Here is a 26,646-nt window from a genome sequence, read left to right as displayed (position 1 = left end):
ATCGATCCGGGCCGTTCGAGGCCGGAATCGATCGGTAAGGTGTTCGTATGACTACCGGGGTTCGCCGCAGAATGGGAGTCGAGGAGCGGCGGCAGCAGTTGATCGGCGTCGCCCTCGAACTGTTCAGCCGCCGCTCGCCCGACGAGGTCTCCATCGACGAGATAGCGTCGGCCGCGGGCATTTCACGCCCGTTGGTCTACCACTACTTTCCCGGCAAACTCAGCCTGTACGAGGCCGCGTTGCAGCGGGCCTCGGACGACCTCGCGGCCCGTTTCGTGGAGCCGCACGAGGGTCCCCTGGGGGCGCGGCTGCTGCGCGTGATGCGCCGCTACTTCGACTTCGTGGACGAGCACGGGCCCGGTTTCTCCGCCCTCATGCGCGGCGGCCCGGCTGTCGGCTCCTCCACGACCAACGCGCTCGTCGACTCCGTACGGCAGGCCGCGTATGTCCAGATCCTTTCGCACCTGGGCGTCACCGATCCGCCCGCGCGCCTCGAACTGGTCGTCCGTTCCTGGATCTCCCTCGCCGAGTCGACGGCGCTGATCTGGCTGGACGGCCGGCGCATCCCGCGCGAGGAGCTGGAGCCCCAGCTCGTCAACGACTTCGCCGCCCTCGCCGCGGTCAGTGCCGCCTACGACGAGGAGATGGCCACGCTGCTGCGCGGCATCGTCAAGGACGAGCCGGCCGACGGCCCGTTCGCGCTCCTGACCGGCCGGCTCATCGCCCTGGCGAGCTGATCCGGCTCAGCTCTCGAACTTCGCGTACGACGGGTCCAGGTCGCGGACCTCGGCGGAGGCGTGCAGCGCGAGCCCGTCGGCCGGCTTCAGATGGGCCCGCAGCAACTCCAGAGCGGCCTGGGTGAGCCGGGCCTTGACCTCGTCGGTGCGGCCGGCGAGCAGGGCGATGTGGATGTGGACATGGGCGTGCCCCTCGGTCTCGGGGCCGACCACGATGTCCTCGGTCGGACGGAACCGGGTCTTGCAGGCGGGCGGCTTGGCGGCCGCGATCTCGACCGTCGCCCCGTGCAGCGCCTTCGCGAAACCGGGCCGGTCGAAGTCGCCGGCGAGGTCGGCCGAGTAGTCGACGGTGATCTGCGGCATCAGTACTCCTGTTCTGGGCGGCCATCGGGCTCACCCTAACCGCAGGGCCGGCATCGCGATGTCGTCCTCGCGGTCCTGGCCGAAGCAGCCCAGCAGCACGTCGCAGAGGCTGTCGAGGCCGGCCGGGGCGCCGGCGGCGGCCGTGCGGAGCTGCTCCATGGAGGTCGTGAGGGGGATGCCGCGGGTCTCGATGAGGCCGTCGGTGATCATGAGCAGCCGGTCGGTGCGGTGCAGCCGGCACTCGGTCGCCGGGGGCCGCTCCAGGCCCAGCCCGAGCAGCGGACCGCAGGCGTCGGCGTACCGGACGCCGCCCCCTTCGCGCAGGATCAGCGGCGGGATGTGACCGGCGTGGGCGATGCGCATGCCGCTGGGGTCCAAGTCGGTGGCCCCTCGGGAGCGTACGGGGATGGGGCGGACCGTGACTCACGGCCCGCCCCACCCCACTAGTGCGCTATCCGGCGGACCGGGTGAAGACGGCGACGGTACGCCCCGGAACGGCGAACGTGCCCGATTCTGCCGCGTAGGAGGAGGACTTGACGGTAGAGTCCGCCCCCGTCGCCTGCACGGGGTGCAGGCGGTAGCCGGCCCCGGCGAGTGCCGGGACGCGCTGTTCCTGCTTCTCGGGCGTGGCGTTGAAGACGACGACGAGGTCACCGAGCCGCATGGTGATCACGCCGGGCGTCTCGTCCTCGCCGGACAGCGGGAAGGAGAGCCGGGACTGCACCCGCTCGGCCGTGCCGAGGGAGAAGTCCTTCTCGGTGCTGCGGATCCGCAGCAGGTCGCGGTAGGCGGCCGAGGTGCCCTCGATCTGCTCGCAGCCCACCTTGACCGTGCTCAGCAGGGGCTTGGCGTACGGCCACTTGTCGGTGTTGTCGGCCGCCATGGGCAGGCCGCGGCCGAAGCCGTTGCCGTCCTCGCACCTCCAGTGGACGGCGTTGAACCAGTCGCCGCTGTCGTAGGAGTTGCGGTCCAGGGACTTGGAGCGCAGCAGGTCGGTGCCCGCCTGGGAGAGGGCCGGGCCCTGCGAGAGGGTGGCCGTCGCCATGGCCAGGACCTGCATCCGGGACCGGTCGGCCGCGCTCGTCGAAGCGGGCAGCTTGAAGGCGAGCGCGTCGAACAGGGACTCGTTGTCGTGGGCGTCGGCGTAGGCGAGGGCGTCACCGGGGGCGTCCGCGTAGCCGGCGGGCGCACCGTTGTAGTCGACCTCGGAGCCCTTGACCTCCTTGCCCGCGGTGTCGGTGAAACGGTAGCCGGCGAGGTTGCCGGACAGGCCGACCTTGATGAGGTCCTGGTAGTGCAGCAGGCGGGCCTTCTGCTCGGCGGGAGTGCCGTTGTTCCTCGAGGAGTTGGGGTCGGTGTACAGGCCGGAGGCGAAGCCCTGGACGCCGGGGTCCTCGTCGAAGGGGCCGCCGCCGCGGACCGCGTCACGGGCGCGGTCGGAGAAGGTGGCGATGCCGGTGCCGGCCATGTTCCTCTGCGTGGCCTGGACGAACCGGGCGTCGTCGGCGATCTCGCCGAAGTTCCAGCCTTCCCCGTAGAGGATGATCTTCTTGCCGTCGACGCCGTCCTCCTTGAGGGTCAGCGCGTCGAGGGCCTTTCGGACCGCGAGGATGTTGGCCTTCGGGTGGTGGCCCATGAGGTCGAAGCGGAAGCCGTCGACCTTGTACTCCTTCGCCCAGGTGACGATCGAGTCGACGACGAGCTTGCCCATCATGGCGTTCTCGGTGGCGGTGTTGGCGCAGCAGGTGCTGTTGGCGACCGAGCCGTCGGCGAGGAGCCGCTGGTAGTAGCCGGGCACGATCCGGTCGAGGACGCTCGTCCTCTCCTGGCCGCTCGCCGCGGTGTGGTTGTAGACGACGTCCATGACGACCCGCAGTCCGTCGTCGTTGAGGGCCTTCACCATCTTCCGGAACTCGACCGTGCGGGCGGTGCCGTCCGGGTCGGTGGCGTAGGAGCCCTCGGGGACCGTGTAGTGGTACGGGTCGTAACCCCAGTTGTAGGCGTCCTTGGCGGCGCTCTTCCCGACGCACTCCTGCTGCTTGTCGGAGTCGGCCGGGAAGGAGGCCAGGGAGCAGTCGGGCTTCGCCTGGTCGGTCTTCTTCTCGGGGATGGTGGCGATGTCGAACGCGGGCAGCAGGTGGACGTAGGAGGTGCCCGCCTTCGCCAGCTCGCGCAGGTGCTTGCCGCCGTCGGCGGTCTTGTCGGTGAAGGCCAGGTAGGTGCCGGGGTGCTTCGCCGTCCGGTCCTCCACGGAGAAGTCCCGGATGTGCAGCTCCTGGATCTGCGCGTCCTTCAGCGGTACGGCCCTGGGCTTGGTGTAAGCCGACCAGCCGGAGGGCTTGAGCGCCTTGTCGTCCAGGTCGACGACGAGGCTGCGCTCGGAGTCGGCGGTGAGGGCGAGGGAGTAGGGGTCGGTGACCTTGTTGGTGACGACCTTGCGGACGCTGGGCGCCCAGACCTCGACGACGTACCGGTAGGGCTTGCCCTTCCAGGACTTCGGACCGGTGACGGACCAGACGCCGGTGGCGGCGTCGCGCTTCATCGGCACGGTGGAGTCACCGATCTCCAGTGACACCCGCTGTGCGGTCGGCGCCCACACGGACAGCGTGGGTCGGCCCTTGGAGAACGCCGGCCCCAGGTCGGCCCTGGTGGCGCCGGGGTACAGGTCGTCGAGGACTCCGGCGATCTGCACGCCGGTCGCGGCGAGCACCGCCCCGGTCGCGGCGTGCTGGGTGGCGACGACCTGGCCGCGCAGGGCCTCGCGGACCCGGTCGCGGTCGCGCGGGTCGACGGTCCAGGCGTCGTACTCCTTCAGATGCGGGAACTTCGCCTTCTGGGCGTCGGTCAGCTCGCCCTTCGACAGGCGCAGCCACTTCGCGTCACCGGTCAGGGTGCCGTCCTTCGCGGCGATCGATCCGTCGCGGGAGTACAGCAGCTGGGTGGAGGCGGCGGCGTCGGAGCCGTTCCAGGCGAGGGTGTTCCGGTCGATCCAGACGGCCTTGGAGGTGGTCAGGTCGAGGGCGGCCGCGCTGCCCGCGGGCTGCGGGAGCAGGTACCTAGCCTGGCCGTTCACCAGCCACACCTCGTGGCCGTTCGCCTTGAGGTCGAGCGACTGGTCGGTGGGCAGGTCCTTCTCGTCGCCCTTGTGGATGATGTAGCTGAGACTGGTGGCACCCTCGGTGAGCGGCACCTCGTAGACAGCGCCATAGGAGTCAGTCTTCACCGGCTTGAGGGGGTTCGACCAGTCGGTGGGGTTCGCGGCGCCGGTCCAGACGTGCAGGCCCCAGCCGTCGTGGTTCCCGTCGGCCCGGTGGTAGTGCAGGACGGCCTTGGTCCTGTCGGGCGCCGGCAGGTCGGGGCGCTCGGTGGTGACGGTGTCCTTGCCCTGCTCGATCCAGACCTCGCCGGTCTTGGTGACGTCGATGGTGCGGTCGGTGGAGACGTCCTTGTCGCCGTCCTTGTCGATGACGAGGAAGCCGACGTTCGAGGCGCCGGGCTTGAGCTTGACCCAGGCGAAGGCTCCGTAGGCGTCGCGGCCGGTGAAGGGGTGGCTCTTCGGCCATTCGGTGGCCTCGCCCTCGGCGAGGTCGCCCCAGGCGTACAGGCCCCAGTCGGCGTAGTCGCCGTCAGTGCGCTTGTAGTGGACGATCGCGTAGTCGCGGGAGGAGGCGGTGGGCGGCTCCTCCGCGGGCGGGGTGCCGGTGGTGGAGGCGGCGAGGGCGCTCGCGGTGCGGCCGGCCGAGTCGATCACGACGGCCTTGTAACGCAGGGCCGTGCCGGGGGCCACGTTCTTGCCGATGGTGTGGGTGACCTTGTACGGGGCGTGGTCGGCGGAGCCGAGGGTCTGCCACCTGCCGTTGCCGGTCTGCGCGGCGAAGACGACCCGGTTGAGCTGCCCCCCGTCCACATCCGCGGAGACCTCAGCGGTGCCGGTGGCGCCGGCGGCCGGGGCCTTCAGGGTGATCGTGGGCGCCGTGGCGGGCTTGGCGAGCCTGCCGGACGCCTTGAGGACGACCGCCGAGCCGGCCGGGACGGTGACCGTGAGCTTCTTGTCGCCGTCGCTCTTCGGGGCGGCGTCGGTGCCGTGGATGCCCTTGAAGGTCATGCCGGCCGAGCCGGTCGGGAAGGTCGCGGTCTTGGCCTCGCCCGCGTTGTTGAAGGCGACGACGTACTCGGTGCCGGTCTTCGCGTCGGTGCGGGAGAAGGCGTAGACGCCCGGGCCGTCGGCCGCGTACCGCTGCTGCTGGACGCCGTCGGTGAGGGCCGGGTGGGCCTTGCGGAGTGCGGCGAGCGCGCTGATCCGCCGGTAGAGCGGGGCCTTGGTGTCGTAGGCGTCCTCGGCGTGGGTGCGGTCGGTGCCGATGCGGTCGTCGTCGAGGTAGTCGGCGGTGCGCGAGGCGAACATGCTCTGGCGGGCGTCCTTGTCGCCGCCCGGGCCGGTGAAGCCCTGTTCGTCGCCGTAGTAGACGACCGGGTTGCCGCGGCTGAGGAACATCAGCTCGTTGGCGAGCTCGTCCTTGGCGAGGAGCTCGGCGTCGGTGGCTGTCGGGTCGTCCTGCTTCAGGAACGACCCGATGCGGCCCATGTCGTGGTTGCCGAGGAAGGTGACCTGCTCGTACGCGTTGGCCTTGCCGGTCGTGTACTTGTAGTCGTCGCCGAAGACACCCGCGAGCTTCTGCGCGCTCGCGCCCTGCGAGGCGTACTGCCGGGCGGCCTCCTGGAAGGGGAAGTCGAGCGTGGCGTCGAGCCGGCCCTGGGTGACGTACGGGGCGGTGACGTTCGTGTCGGCCGAGTACACCTCGCCGAACATGAAGAAGTCGTCCCGGCCGCGCTTTGCGGCGTAGGCGTCGAGGGCGGTGGCCCACTGCGTCCAGAACTCCATGTCGACGTGCTTCACGGTGTCGATCCGGAAGCCGTCGACGTCGAAGTCCCGTACCCAGCGCTGGTAGATCTTCTCCATGCCCCGCACGACCTCGGGCCGTTCGGTCCACAGGTCGTCCAGGCCGGAGAAGTCGCCGTGCGCGGAGCTCTCACCGGCGAAGGTGGAGTCGCCCCGGTTGTGGTACATGGTCGGGTCGTTGAGCCACGACGGGACCTTGACGTTCTTCTTCGCCGCGGGGACGGCCGGGGTGCGCGGGAAGGAGCCGGTGCCGACCTCGGGGAAGTCCCGTCGCCCGTCCGCGTAGTCGGCGTCGTCGAAGGGCTCGCCGTCCGTCGTCAGGTACGGGAAGGCGCCCTTGGAGAGGTAGCCGTAGGACTTCTCCTCGTAGTCGACGACGTCCGCCGTGTGGTTGGTGATGACGTCGAAGAAGACCTTCATGCCCTTGGCGTGGGCCTTGTCGATGAGGGTCTCGAGGTCCTCGTTGGTGCCGAAGTGCGGGTCGACCCGGGTGAAGTCCGTGATCCAGTAACCGTGGTAGCCGGCCGAGGCGTTCGCCCCGGTGCCCTGCACGGGCTGGTTCCTGAAGATCGGGGCCATCCAGAGGGCGGTGGTGCCCAGGCCCTTGATGTAGTCGAGCCGCTTGGTCAGGCCCTTGAGGTCGCCGCCCTGGTAGAAGCCCTTGTCGGTGGGGTCGTAGCCGGTGGCGAGGCGGGAGCCGGTCAGGCCGCCCTTGTCGTTGCGCGGGTCGCCGTTGGCGAAACGGTCCGGCAGGACGAAGTAGAACTGCTCACGGGTGGCGTCGTGCCGGGCGGGCTCGGCGGCCAGCTCGGCATCGGACGGGGGCGCCGGCGGGGTGGCCGCCCCGGCGGCGAGCGGCTGGACGAGTGCTGCGGCCAGCGCGGTGGCGGTGACCGCGGCGACCCGTCCGGCACGGGCGGTTCGGCGCCTTGCGGGCGCACGCCATCTCGGTATCACTGACGTGGACTCCTTGCATTGCGGCTCTCTCGGGTCCGACCCCGCGCGACCGTATCGCCGCCGAAACGCTTACAGCAAGAGTCTTGAAACCATTGGAAAGAACTTTCAACCACCGGAGTTGGGCCGGAGGAGCGGCCCCGGCCGCCACAGGACGTGGTGACCGGGGCCGCGCACGGCGCCCGGCTTCAGCAGCCGGACTTGCCCGCATGGATCGCCAGCGCCGTGTTCGCACCGAGGGTGGCCGTGAACTGGCCGCTCGAATTCACGGTCACCGGCGTGTTGTTCTGCACGTTGCAGTACGACCCCGCCGGCAGCGACGTCTGGTACGTCCGGGTCAGGGAGCCCGACTCGTGGTTGATGGCCACGAAGCCCTTGCTGCCCCGGCCGAAGGCGATCGCGTCGCCGCCGTTGTCCCACCAGTTGGTGACGGCCTGGCCCCGGGTGGCGTTGCGGAAGCCGACCATGGACTTGATCTCGGGCCAGTTGTGCTGGCACTTCCAGCCGTCCTGCCAGCAGGCGTTCACCTGGCCACCGTTCGGCGGGCCGGCGTCGTGGTCGGAGAACTCGTAGCCGGAGTTGATGTCCGGGGCGCCGTAGGGCCAGGCCAGCATGAAGACGTTGGCCAGGGTGTAGGTGGCGCCGTCCTTGTAGCTGAGCGTCGAGCCGTTGCGCTCGGTGTCGTGGTTGTCGACGAAGACACCGGAGGCGCCGCTGCTCATGTAGCCCCAGCCCTCGCCGTAGTTCTTCAGGTAGGCGAGGTTCTCGTTGTTGAAGACCCGCTTGAGGTCGTAGGCGTAGCGGAACTCCTGGACGTCGCCGTTACTCGTGTATTCGGTGGGCTGGACGGCCTCGCCGGAGCCGTGGATGACCTCCTGCTTCCAGTACACCGACGGGTTGCTCAGCCGGGACTTGATGTGGGCGAGGTCGGCGGTGTCGATGTGCTTGGCCGCGTCGATGCGGAAGCCGTCGACGCCGAGGGAGAGCAGGTCGTTCATGTACCCGGCGATCGCGCCGCGGACGTAGTTCTCGCCCGTGTCGAGGTCGGAGAGGCCGACCAGTTCGCAGTGCTGGACGTTCCAACGGTCCTGGTAGTTGCTGATCTGGCCCGTGCAGTCGTCGAAGTCGGGCGCGGAGTAGAGGCCGGGGTAGGTGTACTTGCTGTAGGACGAGCCGCCGGTGCCGGTGCCGCCGCCGGCCGCCATGTGGTTGACGACGGTGTCCGCGACGACCTTCACACCGGCCGCGTGGCAGGTGTTCACCATGTTCCGGAACGCCGTGCGGTCACCGAGCCGGCCGGCGATCTTGTAGCTGACCGGCTGGTACGAGGTCCACCACTGCGAGCCCTGTATGTGCTCGGCGGGCGGGGAGACCTGGACGTAGCCGTATCCGGCGGGCCCGAGGGTGTTGGTGCACTCGCGGGCGACCGAGGCGAAGTTCCACTCGAAGAGGACGGCTGTGACGTCCTTGGTGCCAGGTGGGGAGGCCTGCGCACCAGTCGGGTTCATGACAACCGCAGCCGCGGCGAGCGCGACGGCGGAGGCGAGGTATCTGCGTGCCATGTGGGGTTTCCTTCTTCGTTGAAGGTTCTTGCTGCAAGGTTCAGAAACCTTGCGGTGACGCAGATAGTAAGGGCCCGCCACCCGAAAGGGCAGCGGGCCGTACGAAATTCAAAGGAAATCAGGCGCGGGCCCCCGCGGTCGCGGTGGTCCACCACACCGTGGTGTCCGCCGGCACCTTCGCCTCGTCGTCCACCTCGACGATCTCCCCGCTCGCCACCAGCACCCGGCCGTACGCGGGCATCGCCACCGACTCGGCGGTGGTGTTCGCGACGCACACGAACTCCCCTCGCCGGAAGGCCAGCACGCCCTCGGGCGCCCGCAGCCACTCCACGGAGGTGCCGGCGCCGAGGTCGGACTGCTCGCGCCGCACGCGGAGCGCGGCCCGGTACAGCTCCAGGGTCGAGCCGGCCTCGCCGGTCTGCGCCTCGACGCTCAGCTCACCCCAGCCCTCCGGCTGCGGCAGCCAGCTGCCGCCGTCGCCGAAGCCGTACGACGAACCCGTCCGGGTCCACGGGATCGGCACCCGGCAGCCGTCGCGGAAGCCGTCCTGGCCCGCGCCCCGGAAGTACGCCGGGTCCTGGCGCACCTCGTCCGGCAGGTCGACGACGTCGGGCAGGCCGAGCTCCTCGCCCTGGTAGACGTAGGCCGAGCCGGGCAGCGCCAGCATCAGCAGGCTCGCGGCCCGGGCCCTGCGCAGGCCCAGTTCGCGGTCGCCGGCCAGGCGGATCTGGGTGCCGAGGCCGGGCGGGTTGGCGAAGCGGGTGGCGTGCCGGGTCACGTCGTGGTTGGACAGCACCCAGGTGGCGGGGGCGCCGACCGGGCGCATGGCCTCCAGGGTGCGGTCGATGACCTCGCGCATCTCCTCGGCGTCCCAGTGGGTGCTGAGGTACTGGAAGTTGAAGGCCTGGTGCAGCTCGTCCGGGCGGACGTAGTGGGCCGTCCGCTCGATGGTGGGCGTCCAGGCCTCGGCGACGAAAATGCGCTCTGGGGGTACCCCCTGCACGGAGTGCTTGGGGGAGTACTCGTCGAGGATGAGCCGCCACTGCCGGTAGATCTCGTGCACGCCCTCCTGGTCGAAGAAGGGCATGACATCGTTGCCCAGCAGCTTCACCTGGTCGTGGGATCCAAGGTCGGGCAGGCCTTCCGCCTTCACCAGACCGTGGGCGACGTCGATGCGGAAGCCGTCCACGCCCATGTCCAGCCAGAAGCGCAGGATGGAGCGGAACTCGTCGCCGACCGCCGGGTGTTCCCAGTTGAAGTCGGGCTGCTCGGGGGCGAAGAGGTGCAGGTACCACTCGCCGGGTGTGCCGTCGGGCTCGGTGACCCGGGTCCAGGCCGGGCCGCCGAAGATCGACTCCCAGTCGTTGGGCGGCAGTTCGCCGTACTCGCCCTTGCCGGGGCGGAAGTGGTAGCGGTCCCGCAGCGAGGAGCCCGGGCCCTCGGCGACGGCCCGCTTGAACCACTCGTGCTGGTCGGAGGAGTGGTTGGGGACCAGGTCGACGATGATCCTGAGGCTCAGCCGGTGGGCGTCGCGGATGAGCGCGTCGGCGTCCAGGAGGTTGCCGAACATGGGGTCGACGGCGCGGTAGTCGGCGACGTCGTAGCCGGCGTCGGCCTGCGGCGAGGCGTAGAAGGGGCTGAGCCACACGGCGTCCACGCCGAGGTCGCGCAGGTACGGCAGGCGGCTGCGGACACCCTCCAGGTCGCCCATGCCGTCGCCGTTGCTGTCGGCGAAGCTGCGCGGGTACACCTGGTAGATCACCGCGTCCCGCCACCAGTCGCGGCGCTTGGCGTCGGCCACTGTGGGGGTGGGGGCAGGTGCAGCTGAGTGCTGGCTCATGTCGTCCTTGATGCGTAACGAGATGTCGGTCATGGAAAGCGTGGATGGGGTTCGGGCGGCCGCGGCACAGCGGGGTCGGATGGGCACCGCGGCCGCCCCCACGCGCCCCGAAAGGGGCGCGGGGCTCTATCCGATCTGCGGCTCCGCCGCGTGGGCGCGACCGGCCACGACGGCGCCGCGGCCGGCCCACGAGCGAAGGTCACCCCTTCGTGCCGCCCGCGGTGAGCCCGGTCACCAGGTTCTTCTGCACGAAGTAGAAGAACAGGGCGGCCGGTATCGCGATCAGTACAGCCGTCGCGGCCATCAGGTTGCGCTGGGCGTCGTGTTCGCTGACGAACGTCTGCAGACCGACGGCGAACGTGTAGTTGCCGTCGCTCAGCATGAACGTCGAGGCGAACGCGACCTCGCCGAAGGCCGTGAGGAAGCTGTAGAACGCCGCGACCGCGAGGCCCGGCTTGGCGAGCGGCAGGATGAGCCGCGCGAACGTGCCGAAGGGGGTCAGCCCGTCGACGCGCCCTGCCTCGTCGATCTCGAACGGGATGGTGTCGAAATAGCCCTTCATCAGCCAGGCGCAGTACGGCACGATCGTGGTGCAGTTGACCAGGATGAGACCAAGGTAGCTGTCGATGAGCTGCAGATCCGAGAGGATCTGGTACATCGGCACGATCAGTACCGCGATGGGGAACATCTGGGTGACCAGCAGCACCCACATCAGCTTCCGGTAGCCGGGGAACCGCATGCGGGAGACGGCGTAGCCGGTGGACGCGGCGACGACGACGCCGATGAGCGTCGTGCCCAGCACCACGACCAGCGTGCTCTTCAGCCAGTCGAAGAACCCGGTGTCCTGGAGGACGTGAACGTAGTTGTCGAGCGACAGCTTGCCCCAGATGCGCCCGGGGTGCAGGTAGTCGTCCTTGTCCGGGCCGAGGGAGAGGAAGACCAGCCAGGCGACCGGGAAGAGCGCGGTCAGGCTGGCGGCGATCAGCACGGCGTGCGAGGCGAGGGAGGCGCCGCGGCCGCGTTCGTTCCGGCCGCGGACCTTGCCGGGGGCGGTCGCGGGGCGCCGCTCGCCGGCCGGTGCGGAGCTCTCGACGGTGGTCGTACTCATGGGGAACTCCTGCCTCAGATCGCGAGCTGCTGCTCGTTGCGGTTCAGCCAGCGGCGGTAGAAGGAGGTGAAGACGATCAGGATGGACAGGAGCAGGATTCCGTAGGCGGCGGACTGGGCGTAGTCGCGCGGCTGCTGCCCGAAGCCCAGTTGGTAGGCCCACGTGACGAGGATCTGGGCGTCCGGTGCGGTGTTGCCGAACAACAGGAAGATGATGGCGAACTGATTGAAGGTCCAGATGACACCCAGGAGTACGACCGTCGTGCTGACGGACCTCAGACCGGGCAGGGTGACGTAGCGGAATCGCTGCCAGGCGTTGGCTCCGTCCATCTCGGAGGCCTCGTACAGGCTCGCGTCGATCGACTGCAGGCCGCCGAGGAGCGAGACCATCATGAACGGCACACCGCACCAGGTGTTGACCATGATCGCGGCGAACCGCTGCCAGAAGGTGTCCTCCAGCCACAGCGGTGTCGGCAGACCGAGGCCCTCCAGGGCGGTGTTGATGACGCCGCTGTCCGCGAGCATGAACCGCCAGCCGAAGACGGTGACGAAGGTGGGCACCGCCCAGGGCAGGACGAGGATCATCCGGTAGAGCGTGCGTCCGCGCAGCTTCTGGTTGAGCAGCAGGGCGAGGCCGAGACCGATGCCGTAGTGCAGGGCGACACAGGCCGCCGTCCAGAAGACCGTCCACAGGAAGTGCGACCAGAAGCGGTCGTAGGCCGTCGGGCCCCAGAGGATGTCGGCGTAGTTGTCCAGGCCGATGAACGTGTACGTGGCGTCGATGTGGTTGACGCCGATCGTGCGGGCGGTGTTGAGGCTGGTGGCGTCGGTGAGGGTGAGGTACAGGCCGTACACCAGCGGGTACACCACGAGGACGCCGAGCACGACGGCCACCGGGGCGATCATCGCGTAGGCGTACCAGTGCTTGCGGAAGCCGTTCTTCAGCCGCTGGGCCGGCCCGGGTCGCGGTTCCCGCTGACCGCGCCGCTTGCCGGTCGCTCGGTCGATGGCGACTGTCATGGTTCGACACCTTCTGGAGGTTCAAGGAGGTAAGGGGGCTTCTGATGGGCCTGCGCGGAAGAAGGAGCGGCGTCCGGTGCGCCGAGAGTGCGTGCCGGGCGTCGCGACGCCGCGGAGGTCCATGAGGGGCCCCTGGGGGCTGCCCGGGCTCAGGCGCGGGCCGGTGGCCGCCGGATCCCCTCCCCCCCCCATGACAGGGGGATCCGGCGGCCACCAGGCGGTCACTTGGAGAAGTCGGGCACCAGCTTGGCGATGGCGGTCTCGGCGTTGCCGAGGCCCTTGTCCAGGGACTCCTTGCCACCGGCGATCTTGATCAGCTCGTCGTCGAGCGGACCCCACAGCGAGCTGTACTCGGGCAGCGCCGGGCGCGGCTGGGCGCTGGAGAGCACGCCCTGGTAGCCGGCGATGCCGGGGTCGGCCTTGACCTTGTCGGTGTAGGCGTCGTCGCGCGTGGGGAGCGTGGAGTTCTTCAGCGCGATGGTCTCCTGGGCCTTCGCCGAGGTCATGAAGTTCACGAACTTCATCGAGGCCTTCTGGTGGGCCTCGTCGGAGCCGGCGTAGACGGACAGGTTGTGGCCGCCGGTCGGGGCGCCCGCCTTGCCGGTCGAGCCGGCCGGGACGGTGGCGATGCCGAGGTTGTTCTTGTCCTTGAAGGCCGAACCCTTGTAGAAGTTCGTGATCTCCCACGGGCCCTGGACGATCGAGGCGACCTTGCCGCTGACGAACGCCTCCTGGATGTGGGCGTAGGCGTCGGCGGTGGTGTCGGCCTTGTGCAGGCCCTTGCCGGAGAAGAGGCCCTGCCAGGTGCCGTAGGCCTTCTTGGCCTCGGGCGAGGTGACGGTGATCTTCTTGGCGTCGGCGTCGACGGTGTCGGTGCCCTCGCCGTAGAGGAAGGACTGGGCGTAGTAGGCCTGGGTCGAGCCCCAGTAGCCGTCGACGCCGGTCTTGCCCTTGATCGTGGCGGCGGCCTTCTTCAGGTCGTCCCAGGTCTTGGGGGCCTCGACGCCGGCCTTCTCGAACAGGGCCTTGTTGTAGACGAGGGCGAGGGTGTCCGTGGTGAACGGGACGCCGTAGGTCTTGCCCTCGTACTTGGCCTGCTCGATCAGGCTGGGCTGGAACGTGTCCTGGTCCTTGAGGGCCTCGGTGCCGTCCAGCGGCGCGAAGAAGCCCTTCTTGGCGAAGGCCGGGGTCCAGCCGACCTCGGAACGCAGCACGTCCGGGGCACCCTTGGAACCGGCGGCGGTGTCGAACTTGTTCTGCGCCTGGTCGAAGGGGACGTTGACGTACTTGACCTTGATGTCCTTGTTGGCAGCCTCGAACTGCTTCACCAGGGCCTGGTACGTCGGCGCCTCGTTGGTGGCGTTGGAGGTGTCCCACCAGGTGATGGTGACCGGCCCGTCGGCCTCGTCGCCACTGTCGCCACCGCCGCAGGCCGTCGCCGCCAGGGCGAGGGACGCCACCAGCGCGGTGGCCGCTATGCCACGCCGCATGAGTTCTCCTTGAGGGTGAAAGCCCGTTGTGCTGCCGACTGCGCCGTTGGCGGCCGGGCGTCGGTGACATTAACCGCGCCGCAACGTGTTGCGAAAGGCGTTGCAGCAAAAAGGTGCAAGCGATGCGGATGGTTATCCCGCCGTGACCTCTTCGCGGCCTCTCCTTCACGGCCCCGCAGCCCTTGTTTCCAGCTGTTCGACGGGGAGTCGGACAGCTGTGCAAGACTTTGCAAGCACTTGCCATCCGCGTCCGCCGGGGCAATCATCCGTTGCGGATCGGACGCCGACCACGAGTTTCGAGGGACCGCGATGACCAAGCCACCCGCAGCGGGCCGTGCGACGGCGCGCATCAGGCGTCCCGTCGGTGTGCAAGGAGAACCCCGGCCGCTACAGTCCAGTGCTGTGACCACACGGCTTGCCGACATCGCTTTGCAGGCGGGGGTGAGCGAAGCGACCGTCAGCCGGGTCCTCAACGGGAAGCCGGGCGTCGCCGCCACCACCCGCCAGTCCGTGCTGGCCGCTCTCGACGTGCTCGGCTACGAACGCCCGGTGCGCCTGCGGCAGCGCAGCGAGGGGCTGGTCGGGCTGATCACCCCGGAGTTGGAGAACCCGATCTTCCCGGCCCTGGCGCAGGTCATCGGCCAGGCGCTGACGCGGCAGGGCTACACGCCGGTGCTGGCCACCCAGACGCCGGGCGGCTCGACCGAGGACGAGCTCACGGAGATGCTCGTGGACCGCGGGGTCGCCGGCATCATCTACGTCTCCGGACTGCACGCGGACACCACCGCCGACATGCAGCGCTACGACCGGCTGCGCGCCCAGGGCGTGCCCTACGTGCTGGTCGACGGTTTCTCGCCGAAGGTGCAGGCGCCGTTCATCTCCCCCGACGACCGCGCGGCGATGAGCCTGGCGGTCACACACCTGGCGTCCCTGGGGCACACCCGGATCGGTCTGGCCCTCGGGCCCAAGCGGTTCGTGCCGGTGCAGCGCAAGATCGAGGGCTTCGTGCGCGCGGTGCAGGATCAGTTGGGCCTCGATGCCGCGACGGTCGAGTCGGAGCTGGTGCAGCACTCGCTGTACACCCTTGAGGGTGGTCAGGCGGCGGCCGTCGCGTTGATCGGACGGAACTGCACGGCCGTGGTGTGCGCCAGCGACATGATGGCGCTGGGCGCGATCCGGGCGGCCCGGCAGCTCGGTCTGGAGGTGCCGAAGGACATCTCCGTGGTCGGCTTCGACGACTCCCCGCTGATCGCCTTCACCGACCCGCCGCTGACCACGGTCCGCAAGCCGGTCCCGGCGATGGGGCAGGCGGCCGTGCGCACACTGCTGGAGGAGATCGGCGGGACGCCCGCGCCCCACAGCGAGTTCGTGTTCATGCCGGAACTGGTCGTGCGTGGTTCGACCGCCTCGGCTCCGGGGGAACGCGGTCGCTCCTGAGACCTTCGGCCTGATTTCGCCGTAGAACATGCGCCTCGTACGGGGCCGCGGGATGATCGATGGGGAAGTCCTTTTCTGGCAGACTTTGCGTCTATGGGTGAAACGACCGTAACGAAGCCGGAGGGCCTGGAAGCGGCCCTCCCGGAGACCGTTGCGGCCGATTCGGGGCACGGTCCGCCGCGCCGGCTGCGCACTCCGCGCCGGCCCCGCTTCTGGTTCGAGATCCTGCTGATCGCGGTGAGTTACTGGACGTACTCGCTCGTCCGCAACGCCGTGCCCGAGCAGAGGACCGAGGCGCTGCACAACGCCGACTGGATCTGGCAGGTCGAGCACCATCTGGGCATCGCCGTCGAGGAGTCGGTCAACCACGCCGTGAACTCGGTGCATTGGCTGATCGTCGGGATGAACTACTACTACGCGACGCTGCACTTCATCGTCACACTGGGTGTCCTGGTGTGGCTGTACCGTCGCCATCCCGGCCGGTACGCGGCAACCCGTCTGGTGCTGTTCGCGACCACGGCCGTAGCCCTGGTCGGTTACTACCTGTATCCGCTGGCACCCCCGCGGCTGATGAACGGCGGCGACTTCATCGACACCGTCATGGTCCACCAGACCTGGGGTTCGATGGCGTCCGGCGATCTGAAGCACATGTCGAACCAGTACGCCGCGATGCCGTCGATGCACATCGGCTGGTCGCTGTGGTGCGGGCTGACGATCGCCGCCCTGGCGACGGTCCCCTGGGTGCGGGTGCTGGGGCTGCTGTACCCGGCGCTGACGCTGGTGGTCATCGTCGCCACGGCCAACCACTTCTGGCTGGACGCGGTGGGCGGCATGCTGTGCCTGGCCTTCGGGTTCACGGTCGCGCGGCTCTGGTACGGCAGGCAGCCGTACGCGCTGCCGCGGACGGTGCCGACGCGCGGGCCGCGCAGCTCCCGGGCTGCGGCCGGGAGGGCTGCGGCCGGGAGGGCTGCGGCCGGGACGTCAGGGCGTGGCGTGACGAACAGGTCCCAGGGGGTGCCGGACAGGTCCCAGGGGGTGCCGGACAGGTCCCCAGGGTGGTCCGGCAGGTCCTAGCGCTCGGCGATGCCGTAGAACAGTTCCTCCACCACGCCGCGTGCCCGGCGTGCCGTGCGCCGGTACGCGTCCAGCATGTCGCCCGCGTGGCCGGGGCCGTAGCCCAGATACCTGCCCACGGCGGCCAGTTCCCGGGGCTCCGTCGGGAACGTGTCGCCGGCCCGGCCGCGGACCAGCATCACCGCGTTGCGGACGCGGGTCGCGAGGACCCAGGCCTCGTCGAGGGTCGCCGCGTCCTCGTCCGTGATGAGCCCGGCGGCGCGGGCGGCGGCCAGGGCCTCGCGGGTGCGGGTGGTGCGCAGGCCCGGCTCCGCCGAGCCGTGCCGCAGCTGCATGAGCTGCACGGTCCACTCCACGTCGGACAGCCCGCCCGGCCCGAGCTTGGCGTGCAGCTTGGGGTCGGTGCCGCGCGGCAGCCGCTCGGACTCCATGCGGGCCTTCAGCCGCCGGATCTCGCGTACCGCCTCGTCGGCGAGCCCGTCCGCCGGGTAGCGCAGCGGATCGATCAGCTCGATGAAGCGGCGCCCCAGGCCCTCGTCACCGGCGACGGGCTCGGCCCGCAGCAGCGCGTGCGACTCCCAGGTCAGGGCCCACCGGCGGTAGTAGGCCGCGTACGACGTGAGGGTGCGGACCAGCGGCCCGGACTTGCCCTCGGGGCGCAGGTCGGCGTCGATGAGCAGAGGCGGGTCGGCGCTGGGGATCTGCAGCAGGCGGCGCATCTCGGAGACGACCTTGTTGGCCGCCTGGGAGGCTTCCCGCTCGTCGACGCCGTCGCGCGGTTCGTGCACGAACAGCACGTCCGCGTCGGAGCCGTAGCCCAGTTCGTGGCCGCCGAACCGGCCCATGCCGATGACCGCGAACCGGGTGGGCAGCTCGTCGCCCCAGCCGTCCCGTACGACCGCGCGGAGGGTGCCGGCGAGGGTCACGGCGGTCAGGTCCGACACCGCGCCGCCGACCCGGTCCACCAGGGCGCCCTGGTCGGCCTCGGCGGGCTGCTCCTCGGTGCCGTAGGAGCCGACGATGTCGGCGGCGGCCGTGCGGAACAGCTCGCGGCGGCGCACCCCGCGGGCGGCCGTGACGGCCTGGGCCGCGCCGTCGGCGCGTTTCACCGCGGCGTACATCTCCTGCTCCAGGTGGGCGCGCGGCCGTGGCTCGAGGCCGCCGCCGTCCCCGTCGCCGAGCAGCGCCACCGCCTCCGGGGCGCGCATGAGCAGGTCGGGCGCGAGCCGGCCGGCGGACAGCACCCGGGCGAGGTTCTGCGCGGCGGCGCCCTCGTCCCGCAGCAGCCGCAGGTACCAGGGGGTCTTGCCCAGCGCGTCGGAGACCTTGCGGAAGTTGAGCAGGCCCGCGTCCGGGTCGGCCGAGTCGGCGAACCAGCCGAGCAGCACGGGCAGCAGGGTGCGCTGGATGGCGGCCTTGCGGGTGACGCCGGAGGCCAGCGCCTCCAGGTGGCGCAGGGCGGAGGCCGGGTCGGCGTAACCGAGGGCGACCATGCGCTCCCGGGCCGCCTCGGTGCTGAGCCGGGCCTCGCCGGTGGCGAGCTGGGCGACGGCGTCGAGCAGCGGCCGGTAGAAGATCTTCTCGTGCAGACGGCGTACGACACCCGCGTGCCGCCGCCACTCGCGGTGCAGGTCGGCGACCGGGTCCGTGCGCAGGCCGAGGGAGCGGCCGATGCGGCGCAGCTCGTCCTCCTCCTCGGGGACGAGGTGGGTGCGCCGCAGCCGGAAGAGCTGGATGCGGTGCTCCATGGAGCGCAGGAAGCGGTAGGCCTCGTCGAGCTGCGCCGCGTCGGCCCGGCCGACGTAGCCGCCGGCGGCGAGGGCCCCCAGCGCGTCCAGGGTCGTGCCGCTGCGCAGGGAGGTGTCGGCCCGGCCGTGCACCAGCTGGAGCAGCTGCACGGCGAACTCGACGTCCCGGAGGCCGCCCGGGCCGAGCTTCAGCTGGCGGTCGACCTCGGCGACGGGGATGTTCTCCACGACCCGGCGGCGCATCTTCTGCACGTCGGGGACGAAGTTCTCGCGTTCGGCGGCCTTCCACACCAGCGGCTGGACGGCGGCGACGTACTCCGCGCCGAGGTCGAGGTCGCCGGCCACCGGGCGGGCCTTGAGCAGCGCCTGGAACTCCCAGGTCTTGGCCCAGCGCTGGTAGTAGGCGAGGTGGCTGGAGAGGGTCCGCACCAGCGGGCCGTTCCTGCCCTCGGGCCGGAGGTTGGCGTCGACGGGCCAGATGGAGCCCTCGACGGTCGTCTCGGAGCAGATCCGCATCATGTGCGAGGCGAGCCGGGTGGCGGCCCGCAGTGCCTTGGTCTCGTCGGTCCCCTCGGTGGCCTCGCCCACGAAGATGACGTCCACGTCGGAGACGTAGTTGAGCTCGTGGCCGCCGCACTTGCCCATCGCGATGACCGCGAGCCGGCACATGGCGGCGTCCTCGGGCGCGGCCGCCTCGGCGATCCCGAGGGCGGCGCGCAGGGTGGCGGTGGCCAGGTCGGCGAGCTCGGCGGCGGACTCGGCGAGGCCGGTGGTGCCGCAGACGTCCCGGGCGGCGATGGACAGCAGACAGCGCCGGTAGGCGACGCGCAGGGAGACCGGGTCGGTGGCCTCCGCGAGGCCGGCCTCGAACTCCTCCACCCCGGGGTGCAGGTCGTAGGCCTCGTACATGACGAGGGCCTGCCAGTCGTCCGGGTGCCGGGCGAGGTGGTCGGCGAGGGCGGTGGAGGCGCCGAGGACACCGAGGAGACGGTCGCGCAGGGGCTTGGAGGAGATCAGCGTGTCGAGCAGTTCCCGGGCGCCGGGGCTCTGCTGGGCCTCCAGCAGCCGGACCAGCCCGAGCAGCGCGAGATCGGGGTCGGCGGTGCCGCCCAGCGCCTCCAGCAGCACCGGGTCGTCGCGCAGCGGCGCGAGCTCAGGACTGTCCAGGAGCCGTTCGGCGGCGGAGGCGTCGGTGAAACCGTGCCGCAGCAGCCGTGTGAAAGTGCTGCTCCTGCGCCCCGGCGCCGCCGTCATCCGGGCCTCCCTCGCGCTGTTCCTCGGACATGCATCGGATCAATACGGCTTTGAGCGTAACCGCCCGGGGCGGGGGAAGCGCCGCTGAGTCCGGCAGGCGGACGGGGCGGGCGCGTGGCTACGGCGACTGGCCGCGAAGGGGGAGGCGCGCTACGGCGGTTTCCGGCCACCGGGGGTACGCGAGGGCCATTTCCCCTGCGGCATGGGCCGTGCGGCCGTCCACTCGGTGGCGCGGCACACCGTTATCGGCTTCGGTGAGGGGAACCGTTCAGCCGGCTTCAGCCCGCGTCAGCGGCTTCCGCCGGACAAGGTGATCGGTTCTCATGAGGCCGGACGAAGGAGTCACGCCATGGACATCACCCTCGAAGTCATCCCACTGCCCGTGTCGGACGTCGACCGTGCCCGGGACTTCTACCGGGACAAGGTCGGCTTCCACGTGGACATCGACCAGGAGGTCATGCCCGGGATGCGAATCGTCCAGCTGACCCCTCCGGGTTCCGGCTGTTCGATCGCGCTGGGCGAGTCGATCTGGCAGATGACCCCCGGCCCGACCCCGGCCCCCGGTTCCTACCAGGGTCTGCAGCTGTGCGTCGCCGACATCAAGGCGGCCCACGCGGAGCTGGTCGCCCGTGGCCTCGACGTCTCGGAACCCGTCCAGTACTCCCCGGACGACGGCGCGACGTTCATGCACTTCCAGGATCCGGACGGCAACGGGTGGGCGGTGCAGGAGTACCGGCGCAGGGCCACCGAGCCACTGCACCGGCTGCTGGCGGACCTGAAGCGGAAGCAGGCCTGAACAACCTGGTCAGGAATCGAGAAGCGGGGCTCGTGGCGCGCGATTAGCGTCATTGTCATGACTTCCATCGCATCCGTCACCCTCGAGGTGGACGACCCCGCAGCCGCCGACCGCTTCTACTCCGCCGCCTTCGGTCTGGGCGACCGGCTGCGCCTGCGGGCGTCGGAGGAACCGACCTCCGGCTTCCGCGGGTTCACGCTGTCGCTCGTGGTCTCCCAGCCGGCCGATGTGGACGCCCTCCTCGACGCGGCCGTGCAGGCCGGCGCGACGACGCTGAAGCCCGCCGCGAAGTCGCTCTGGGGCTACGGGGGCGTCGTACAGGCCCCCGACGGGACGATCTGGCAGCTCGCGTCGTCGTCGAAGAAGAACACCGGCCCGGCGACCAAGCAGGTCGACGAGTTCGTCCTGCTGCTCGGCGTCGAGGACGTGAAGGCCAGCAAGCAGTTCTACGTCGAGCACGGGCTGGCCGTGGGCAAGAGCTTCGGCGGCAAGTACGTCGAGTTCGCCTCCGAGGGGCCCGTGAAGCTGGCCCTGTACAAGCGCAGCGGCCTGGCCAAGGTCGCCGGCGTCTCCCCCGACGGCACCGGCTCCCACCGCCTCGCCGTCGGAAGCGACGCCGGGCCGTTCACCGACCCGGACGGCTTCGCCTGGACGACGGCGTCGGAGAGTGCGGCGGTGTGACGGGGGCGGGCAGGCATGGATGGGACGGGGGCGGGCCGGCATCGGTGGGACGGGGGCGGGCCGGCATCGATGGGACGGGGGCGGGCCGGCATCGATGGGACGGGGGCGGGCCGGCATCGATGGGACGGGGGCGGGCCTCAGGACTGGCACAGCCGTCAGGCGGGTCACCGCCAGCCGCGGCAGCTCACGGCTGCGCGGCTCGCCGTCGAGGCAGCGGTGCAGGGTCGGTCCTTCGATCAGCGCGTCCAGCTGACATGCCGTGACGGAGTCGAAGTAATGTTCCAGGAGCAGGCGGCTGCGGCGCATCCAGGCCTGCGTCAGCTCGCGGTTTCGGGCCGCCGGGCGGCCAGGGTGTACAGCTCGAGCTCGTGAGCGAGGACGAGGTCACGCCGGGTCCCTCGGACAGGGCGTGGACGAGGTCCGTGACGGCTTCACGGACCTGCTCGCATGTCTCGGCACGGCCGAGGTGGTGCTCGAAGACGGCCACGATGTGGTCGGCGAACCGGGTGAAGGCCTCCCTCAGCAGCTCGTCGATGCCGCTGAAGTGGTAGGTCATCGAGCCGAGCGGCACCCCGGCCCGGGCGGCGATCCTGCGGTGGGAGACACAGGCGCCGAAAAGGCGACTGGCGAGGGCGGGACGGCGACGGCGACGGCGACGGCGACGGCGACGGCGACGGCGACGGCGACGGCGACGGCGACGGCGACGGCAAACGAAGCCGCGACAGTTGTCGCCGACACGCGCGAGGGGGCGCCGGAGAGCACCCAGAGCGCAGCTTCCCCCCTTGTCGAATCCTGCCGCTTATATAACACCGTGGATCATTCATCGCGCATGAAGGGTCTGTTTTCGGTCGTTCCCGGCAACAGCCCGACCAACCTCTCCCCTCCTTACCACGTCCGTAGCAACATGGGGGAGCTCGGCGCCGGAGGGCATGGGCTCGATCTATCCGCATCGGGAGTGACCAACGGGCTCCCCGTATTCGGTTCGGAGGGTTGGTGACTGCTGCACCAGGGGGGAATGGTGGCGACAGGTTCACCGACCGGCTCAGACTGCGACGTTACGCTTTCTTGGTCGTCATCCTGTTGAGCCTTTTGCTCTCCGTCGGACTGGTCAGCTTCGACCACGAAACGTCCCGAGCCCAGCAGGTAGGCGCTCTGGGCACCGGCATCGCCGGCTCCGCCGTCTTCGCGCTCATCATCAGCTGGCTGCTCGACGCCGAGCACGACCGCTTCCTGCAGACTCAGCTCTCCGGCCAGCTGGAGGCTCAACAGGACGCCATCCTGGCCGAGTTCAGGAAACTGAACACCCGCTACCTCCCTCTGCGGGAGTACGCCCCCACCCAGGAATACCGGGGTAACCGCTTCAACGCCGATCTGACCGCTTCGCTGGAGGCGTCGGGCAGTTACACGTTCCGTGGAGCGAGCGCGAAATACGTCGCCCCTCGCGTACGGCGCAACGGAGACCGGATCACCAGGGTCCGGGTCGTGATGATCGACCCTCGGTCCGATGACGCCCTGTCCGCCCGCGCCGCGGACCGTGCCAGCAATCCCAAGTATGCGGGCAGGACACTTCAGCAGATCAAGGACGGACTGCGTGAGGAGACCTTCCGTTCCATCGTCTCACTGCACGGAATCTGCAGCCGTGTCCGCGTGGAGATCGGACTGAGCGCCTCTGCCTCCTCCGTCATGCGCGTGGAGATGTTCGACAGCGACGTATACATGTCGGTCTACAACATGGAAACCAGCCTGCGTTCCCGTTTCCCCGGAACACAGCGCTACTCGAACGAGTCCCTCGTCTATGCGCTTCAGCGCCTGGAGGGGGAGCGCATCTACGACCTGTGCGGGACGAAGCTCGTGTTCGACCGCCAGACGACAGACGATCAACTCTTGGCGGCACTCCGGGACTGCGGAATGACGCAGGCGAACGAGGAACTGCTCGCGGCCTTGCGACAACGGAACGAACGGTTTGAAGCAGCATTTGTCAGAGAAGCTTTGAGTTGATTTCACGCATTCCCAGCCGAAAGGTTCCCACCAGTGTCAGACCAACGATTCAACGTACTCGTGGCGGCGATCGCGGTGCGCGACGGGCGTGTTCTGCTCCTGCAGCGCAGTGAGCGGGAGAAGTTCCTGCCGGGTGCGTGGGGCGTGCCTTGCGGGAAGATCGAGTTCGGGGAGGAACTGGAGGACGCGGTGCTGCGCGAGCTAAAGGAGGAGTCCGGGCTCAGTGGCACCGTTGGGCCGTTGGCGGGCTCCTCCCGCTTCATGAGCACGAAAGACGGCGTCAGCCTGCACAACATCCAGCTCAACTACGTCGTCACCGCCCTCGAGGGATCGGTGCAGCTGGACAGGTCAAGTCAGGACCACCGCTGGCTGGAGTTCTCCGAGCTCCGCGCGTTCGGGCTGGAACCCTTCATGATCGACACAATCGAACAAGGCTTGCCCCACCTGCGGTCCCTGGGAGCGGCAGGCGGGCATGGATGAGGACGGGCTGTACAAGTCGATCAAGGACATAGTCGCCGGTTCACCCGGCGACGGGTTCCCCGCTGCCTCGCTCGAGACATTGTTCCATGAGGCATTCAGCCGCCGCGTCACACTCCTGCAGCACATCTTCTCCTGGGGTGCCGATCGCTACGGCGAGGTCGAACGGCGATCGCATGAGACCCCGACTCACTTCAAGTGGAACCTTGCCGATCTGTTCGTCGCCGAGGGCCGTCACGTTCGCGTATGGCTGCACCAGTACCGGCCGCCGGAGGACCTGCGCGTGCGCTACGCCCAGGTGCCGCACAACCACCGCTATCCCTTCGTGTCCGTCGTACTGAACGGCGGTTACCGCAACGACAGTTACCGCCCTTTGCGCAGCCCGGAACTGCCGGCGGGGCCTCCGGAACTGCTGAACTCCCGAACCCTGCGGGCGGGTGACACTCTGGCCATGCGGCCCACGGAGGTGCACCGGCTTGCCGATATCCAGCGTGAAACCCTCACCCTGCTCGTCCAGGGCAGTCCGGCCACCGACCACAGTTTCAGCTATCGAGAGAGCACCGGAGACTGGCTCACTCACCGCGATCTGCGGGCTCAGTACCGCACGCTGCGCCACATCGCCATCGGCACCGCCCGATGAGCAGATGAACGCCGACAGGCACGGCTAGGGGGTCCATGGAAGACACCACGTACGACGGCCCAGGCTCGCAAGACCTTGTGACGTGGGATCGCATCGCCGACCGCTACATCGAACTCGCCGAATCACGGGCCACGTCCAGCTTCCACCACCTGACGGACTTCTTCCACGAACGACTACGGCCGTTGTCCGGCAAGTCGGTGCTCGACATCGGCTGCGGGCACGGTTGGCTCGCCCACTCGCTGGCAACCCAAGGTGCGGTGGCCAGCGGAGTCGACGGAAGCGAGTCGATGATCAAGCAGGCCCGACTGCGGTATCCGGATCTCGCCTTCCACACCGCAGATCTGGTCGGTGGCCTCGGGCCGGCCGGAGCGGTCTCCGGCTATGACGCGATGGTCGCGAGGTTTTCCCTGCAGTGCATCGCCCATCTCGACCGGCTCCTGGGAGATGCGGCCGTCGCCCTGCGCCCAGGAGGGCTGTTCCTGGTCTCGATGCCGCATCCGGCCTTCTATATGCGTGAGCGCGTCGAAGACCCTGTCACCAAGGAGCGCTACCGGAAGGTCACCGGCTATCTGGAGCACGAGACCCGCATCCTTCCGGACTTCGGTGGACACCGGTACTTCCACAGACCGGTCAGCTGGTACATCCAGGCCTTCGCCCGGCATGGGATGCATCTCGACGACATGCGCGAGCCGCCCCAGCAACCGGACACAGTGGGGGACAGGAAGTGGGAGGACTGGTCCAGCTTCGAGAAGTGGTGGAGCACCATCCCCGTCTTCCTGGGGCTCGGCTTCCGCAAGGCCGCGACCGGCGGCTGACGGACCCCGACGGGACGGCCCACTGCCCAGTGGCCGACAGCGCGCCGGAGACCGAGTTCTTCTGAGCACGGACAGCCGCCGGGCGACACGCGGCTGCCCTTTCTGTTCGGCCCGTCCGGTTACACCAAGAGACACGAGATCCAAGAGACACAAGAGGGGGCCGGCGGTGCGACAGCCGCCGGCCCCCTCCGGTGAATCACCCGCCGAACCGCTCCGACCCGCGCCTACAGCGCCGGCAGGTTCTTCCGCAGCTCGAACGCCGTGACCTCCGAGCGGTACTCCTCCCACTCCTGCCGCTTGTTGCGCAGGAAGAAGTCGAAGACGTGTTCGCCGAGGGTCTCGGCGACGAGGTCGCTGCGTTCCATGAGGGTCAGGGCCTCGCCCAGGTTCTGGGGGAGCGGCTCGATGCCCATCGCGCGGCGCTCCGCGTCGGAGAGGGCCCAGACGTCGTCCTCGGCGCCCGGCGGGAGCTCGTAGCCCTCCTCGATGCCCTTGAGGCCGGCGGCCAGCAGGACCGCGTAGGCCAGGTAGGGGTTGGCGCCGGAGTCGAGGGAGCGGACCTCGACGCGCGCCGAGCCCGTCTTGCCGGGCTTGTACATGGGGACGCGGACCAGGGCCGAGCGGTTGTTGTGGCCCCAGCAGATGTAGGAGGGGGCCTCGCCGCCCGCGCCCGCGGTGCGCTCCGCGCCGCCCCAGATGCGCTTGTAGGAGTTCACCCACTGGTTGGTGACGGCGGAGATGTCCGCCGCGTGCCGCAGCAGCCCCGCGATGAAGGAGCGGCCCACCTTGGAGAGCTGGTACTCCGAGCCCGACTCGTAGAACGCGTTGCGGTCGCCCTCGAAGAGCGACAGGTGCGTGTGCATGCCGCTGCCGGGGTGCTCGGAGAACGGCTTCGGCATGAACGTGGCGTGCACGCCCTGCTCCAGGGCCACCTGCTTCATGACGAGGCGGAACGTCATGATGTTGTCGGCCGTGGAGAGCGCGTCGGCGTAGCGGAGGTCGATCTCCTGCTGGCCGGGGGCGCCCTCGTGGTGGGAGAACTCGACCGAGATGCCCATCGACTCCAGCATGGTGATCGCCTGGCGGCGGAAGTCCATGCCGACGTTGGTCGGGGTGTGGTCGAAGTAGCCGGAGTTGTCTGCGGGCACCGGACGGCTGCCGTCCAGCGGCCGGTCCTTCAGCAGGAAGAACTCGATCTCCGGGTGGGTGTAGAAGGTGAAGCCCAGGTCGGAGGTGCGGGCGAGGGCGCGCTTGAGCACGTAGCGCGGGTCCGCGAAGGACGGGGAGCCGTCCGGCATGAGGATGTCGCAGAACATGCGGGCCGTGCCCGGGGCCTCCGCCCGCCAGGGCAGGATCTGGAAGGTCGACGGGTCCGGCTTGGCGATCATGTCGGACTCGTAGACCCGGGCGAAGCCCTCGATCGCCGAGCCGTCGAAGCCGATGCCCTCGTCGAAGGCCTGCTCCAGCTCGGCCGGGGCCACGGCGACCGACTTGAGGAAGCCCAGCACGTCCGTGAACCACAGGCGTACGAACCGGATGTCGCGCTCCTCCAACGTCCGGAGCACGAACTCCTGCTGCTTGTCCATCTTCCGCTTCCCCATCCTTGCTGGTCAGGCCGCCTGTCTTCCGTACCACGGGAGGCGGTCGGGCACCAGAGCATCAGACCACACCACCGTTTCGTACGCGTTGCGGACCATGATCGCCCGGCCGGCCCGGGGTCGAACGCCTCGCATACGGCAGGTGAACTGCTCTT

At 69.5% G+C, this 26,646-nt stretch carries 18 protein-coding genes and 2 pseudogenes; 9 read left to right on the top strand and 11 right to left on the bottom strand.

The annotated features are described in order from the left end of the window. Window positions 1–47: 47 nt before the first annotated feature. The gene (locus HDC93_RS34785; RefSeq protein WP_185014813.1) at window positions 48–737 is read left to right on the top strand and encodes a TetR/AcrR family transcriptional regulator; all 690 of its coding nucleotides are present in this window, start codon (window positions 48–50) and stop codon (window positions 735–737) included. A gap of 6 nt (window positions 738–743) precedes the next feature. Here the strand turns inward: HDC93_RS34785 and HDC93_RS34780 are convergent, their stop codons facing one another. From HDC93_RS34780 to HDC93_RS34745, 8 genes and pseudogenes are all read right to left on the bottom strand, one after another. Continuing rightward, window positions 744–1,100, bottom strand: a complete 357-nt coding sequence (locus HDC93_RS34780) for a 5-carboxymethyl-2-hydroxymuconate Delta-isomerase (RefSeq protein WP_185014812.1) — start codon at window positions 1,098–1,100, stop codon at window positions 744–746. 30 nt (window positions 1,101–1,130) lie between these two features. Then, window positions 1,131–1,466: pseudogene (locus HDC93_RS34775) on the bottom strand (SpoIIE family protein phosphatase); the annotation flags it as partial. Window positions 1,467–1,551: 85 nt separating this feature from the next. Further along, window positions 1,552–6,957 carry a pullulanase-type alpha-1,6-glucosidase gene (gene pulA, locus HDC93_RS34770; protein WP_185014811.1) on the bottom strand — a complete coding sequence of 1,802 codons (5,406 nt, stop codon included), beginning with the start codon at window positions 6,955–6,957 and terminating at the stop codon, window positions 1,552–1,554. 185 nt (window positions 6,958–7,142) lie between these two features. Beyond that, window positions 7,143–8,516 carry an alpha-amylase family protein gene (locus HDC93_RS34765; protein WP_185014810.1) on the bottom strand — a complete coding sequence of 458 codons (1,374 nt, stop codon included), beginning with the start codon at window positions 8,514–8,516 and terminating at the stop codon, window positions 7,143–7,145. 118 nt (window positions 8,517–8,634) lie between these two features. Continuing rightward, entirely contained in the window at window positions 8,635–10,356 is a 1,722-nt protein-coding gene (locus HDC93_RS34760; RefSeq protein ID WP_185014830.1) for a glycoside hydrolase family 13 protein, read from the bottom strand. A gap of 199 nt (window positions 10,357–10,555) precedes the next feature. Further along, the gene (locus HDC93_RS34755; protein ID WP_185014809.1) at window positions 10,556–11,464 is read right to left on the bottom strand and encodes a sugar ABC transporter permease; all 909 of its coding nucleotides are present in this window, start codon (window positions 11,462–11,464) and stop codon (window positions 10,556–10,558) included. Between the two features lie 14 nt (window positions 11,465–11,478). Then, window positions 11,479–12,483 carry a carbohydrate ABC transporter permease gene (locus tag HDC93_RS34750; RefSeq protein WP_185014808.1) on the bottom strand — a complete coding sequence of 335 codons (1,005 nt, stop codon included), beginning with the start codon at window positions 12,481–12,483 and terminating at the stop codon, window positions 11,479–11,481. Between the two features lie 221 nt (window positions 12,484–12,704). After that, window positions 12,705–13,973 (bottom strand): extracellular solute-binding protein, encoded by a 1,269-nt coding sequence (locus HDC93_RS34745; protein WP_185014807.1) that lies wholly within the window; start codon window positions 13,971–13,973, stop codon window positions 12,705–12,707. Between the two features lie 402 nt (window positions 13,974–14,375). Between HDC93_RS34745 and HDC93_RS34740 the strand changes: the two genes are divergently transcribed. After that, window positions 14,376–15,410, top strand: coding sequence for a LacI family DNA-binding transcriptional regulator (locus tag HDC93_RS34740; RefSeq protein ID WP_185014806.1), 1,035 nt, complete (start codon window positions 14,376–14,378; stop codon window positions 15,408–15,410). A gap of 93 nt (window positions 15,411–15,503) precedes the next feature. Then, window positions 15,504–16,484, top strand: coding sequence for a phosphatase PAP2 family protein (locus tag HDC93_RS34735; RefSeq protein WP_185014805.1), 981 nt, complete (start codon window positions 15,504–15,506; stop codon window positions 16,482–16,484). On the opposite strand, the gene HDC93_RS34730 is transcribed toward HDC93_RS34735, so the two are convergent. Beyond that, complete coding sequence (locus HDC93_RS34730) at window positions 16,481–19,486, bottom strand: bifunctional [glutamine synthetase] adenylyltransferase/[glutamine synthetase]-adenylyl-L-tyrosine phosphorylase (protein ID WP_185014804.1); 3,006 nt, start codon at window positions 19,484–19,486, stop codon at window positions 16,481–16,483. The genes HDC93_RS34735 and HDC93_RS34730 overlap by 4 nt on opposite strands. A 349-nt stretch (window positions 19,487–19,835) precedes the next feature. Between HDC93_RS34730 and HDC93_RS34725 the strand changes: the two genes are divergently transcribed. Then, window positions 19,836–20,282 carry a VOC family protein gene (locus HDC93_RS34725; protein ID WP_185014803.1) on the top strand — a complete coding sequence of 149 codons (447 nt, stop codon included), beginning with the start codon at window positions 19,836–19,838 and terminating at the stop codon, window positions 20,280–20,282. Between the two features lie 57 nt (window positions 20,283–20,339). Next, on the top strand, window positions 20,340–20,963 hold the full coding sequence (locus HDC93_RS34720) for a glyoxalase (RefSeq protein ID WP_185014802.1): 624 nt from the start codon (window positions 20,340–20,342) through the stop codon (window positions 20,961–20,963). A 150-nt stretch (window positions 20,964–21,113) separates the two neighbouring features. Here HDC93_RS34720 and HDC93_RS34715 read toward each other — a convergent pair. Next, window positions 21,114–21,573: pseudogene (locus HDC93_RS34715) on the bottom strand (TetR/AcrR family transcriptional regulator); the annotation flags it as partial. Between the two features lie 455 nt (window positions 21,574–22,028). On the opposite strand from HDC93_RS34715, the gene HDC93_RS34710 reads away from it, so the two are divergent. The 4 genes from HDC93_RS34710 (at window position 22,029) to HDC93_RS34695 (ending at window position 24,893) form a co-directional block, all read left to right on the top strand. Continuing rightward, window positions 22,029–22,961 (top strand): hypothetical protein, encoded by a 933-nt coding sequence (locus tag HDC93_RS34710; protein ID WP_185014801.1) that lies wholly within the window; start codon window positions 22,029–22,031, stop codon window positions 22,959–22,961. 60 nt (window positions 22,962–23,021) lie between these two features. Continuing rightward, a complete protein-coding gene (locus HDC93_RS34705) occupies window positions 23,022–23,441 on the top strand; it encodes an NUDIX domain-containing protein (RefSeq protein ID WP_311774709.1) in 420 nt (139 codons plus the stop codon). After that, window positions 23,434–24,078 (top strand): hypothetical protein, encoded by a 645-nt coding sequence (locus tag HDC93_RS34700; RefSeq protein WP_185014799.1) that lies wholly within the window; start codon window positions 23,434–23,436, stop codon window positions 24,076–24,078. Before HDC93_RS34705 ends, HDC93_RS34700 begins: the two co-directional genes overlap by 8 nt. A 77-nt stretch (window positions 24,079–24,155) precedes the next feature. After that, on the top strand, window positions 24,156–24,893 hold the full coding sequence (locus tag HDC93_RS34695) for a trans-aconitate 2-methyltransferase (RefSeq protein ID WP_185014798.1): 738 nt from the start codon (window positions 24,156–24,158) through the stop codon (window positions 24,891–24,893). Between the two features lie 224 nt (window positions 24,894–25,117). On the opposite strand, the gene glnA is transcribed toward HDC93_RS34695, so the two are convergent. Continuing rightward, complete coding sequence (gene glnA, locus HDC93_RS34690; RefSeq protein WP_185014797.1) at window positions 25,118–26,479, bottom strand: type I glutamate--ammonia ligase; 1,362 nt, start codon at window positions 26,477–26,479, stop codon at window positions 25,118–25,120. Window positions 26,480–26,646: the final 167 nt, after the last annotated feature.

This window comes from Streptomyces sp. AK010, from assembly GCF_014207295.1.
GTDB classification, from domain to species: Bacteria; Actinomycetota; Actinomycetes; order Streptomycetales; family Streptomycetaceae; genus Streptomyces; species Streptomyces massasporeus.
The sequence above is the reverse complement of the archived record's forward strand: the minus strand, read 5'-3'. Positions and strand labels throughout refer to the sequence as shown.

Bases quoted from the DNA above. Each gene is read 5' to 3' on its own strand.
- HDC93_RS34785 (WP_185014813.1), top strand. From the start codon at position 48: ATGACTACCGGGGTTCGCCGCAGAATGGGAGTCGAGGAGCGGCGGCAG.
- HDC93_RS34780 (WP_185014812.1), bottom strand. From the start codon at position 1,100: ATGCCGCAGATCACCGTCGACTACTCGGCCGACCTCGCCGGCGACTTC.
- HDC93_RS34765 (WP_185014810.1), bottom strand. From the start codon at position 8,516: ATGGCACGCAGATACCTCGCCTCCGCCGTCGCGCTCGCCGCGGCTGCG.
- HDC93_RS34760 (WP_185014830.1), bottom strand. From the start codon at position 10,356: ATGAGCCAGCACTCAGCTGCACCTGCCCCCACCCCCACAGTGGCCGAC.
- HDC93_RS34755 (WP_185014809.1), bottom strand. From the start codon at position 11,464: ATGAGTACGACCACCGTCGAGAGCTCCGCACCGGCCGGCGAGCGGCGC.
- HDC93_RS34750 (WP_185014808.1), bottom strand. From the start codon at position 12,483: ATGACAGTCGCCATCGACCGAGCGACCGGCAAGCGGCGCGGTCAGCGG.
- HDC93_RS34745 (WP_185014807.1), bottom strand. From the start codon at position 13,973: ATGCGGCGTGGCATAGCGGCCACCGCGCTGGTGGCGTCCCTCGCCCTG.
- HDC93_RS34735 (WP_185014805.1), top strand. From the start codon at position 15,504: ATGGGTGAAACGACCGTAACGAAGCCGGAGGGCCTGGAAGCGGCCCTC.
- HDC93_RS34730 (WP_185014804.1), bottom strand. From the start codon at position 19,486: ATGACGGCGGCGCCGGGGCGCAGGAGCAGCACTTTCACACGGCTGCTG.
- HDC93_RS34725 (WP_185014803.1), top strand. From the start codon at position 19,836: ATGGACATCACCCTCGAAGTCATCCCACTGCCCGTGTCGGACGTCGAC.
- HDC93_RS34720 (WP_185014802.1), top strand. From the start codon at position 20,340: ATGACTTCCATCGCATCCGTCACCCTCGAGGTGGACGACCCCGCAGCC.
- HDC93_RS34700 (WP_185014799.1), top strand. From the start codon at position 23,434: ATGGATGAGGACGGGCTGTACAAGTCGATCAAGGACATAGTCGCCGGT.
- glnA (WP_185014797.1), bottom strand. From the start codon at position 26,479: ATGGACAAGCAGCAGGAGTTCGTGCTCCGGACGTTGGAGGAGCGCGAC.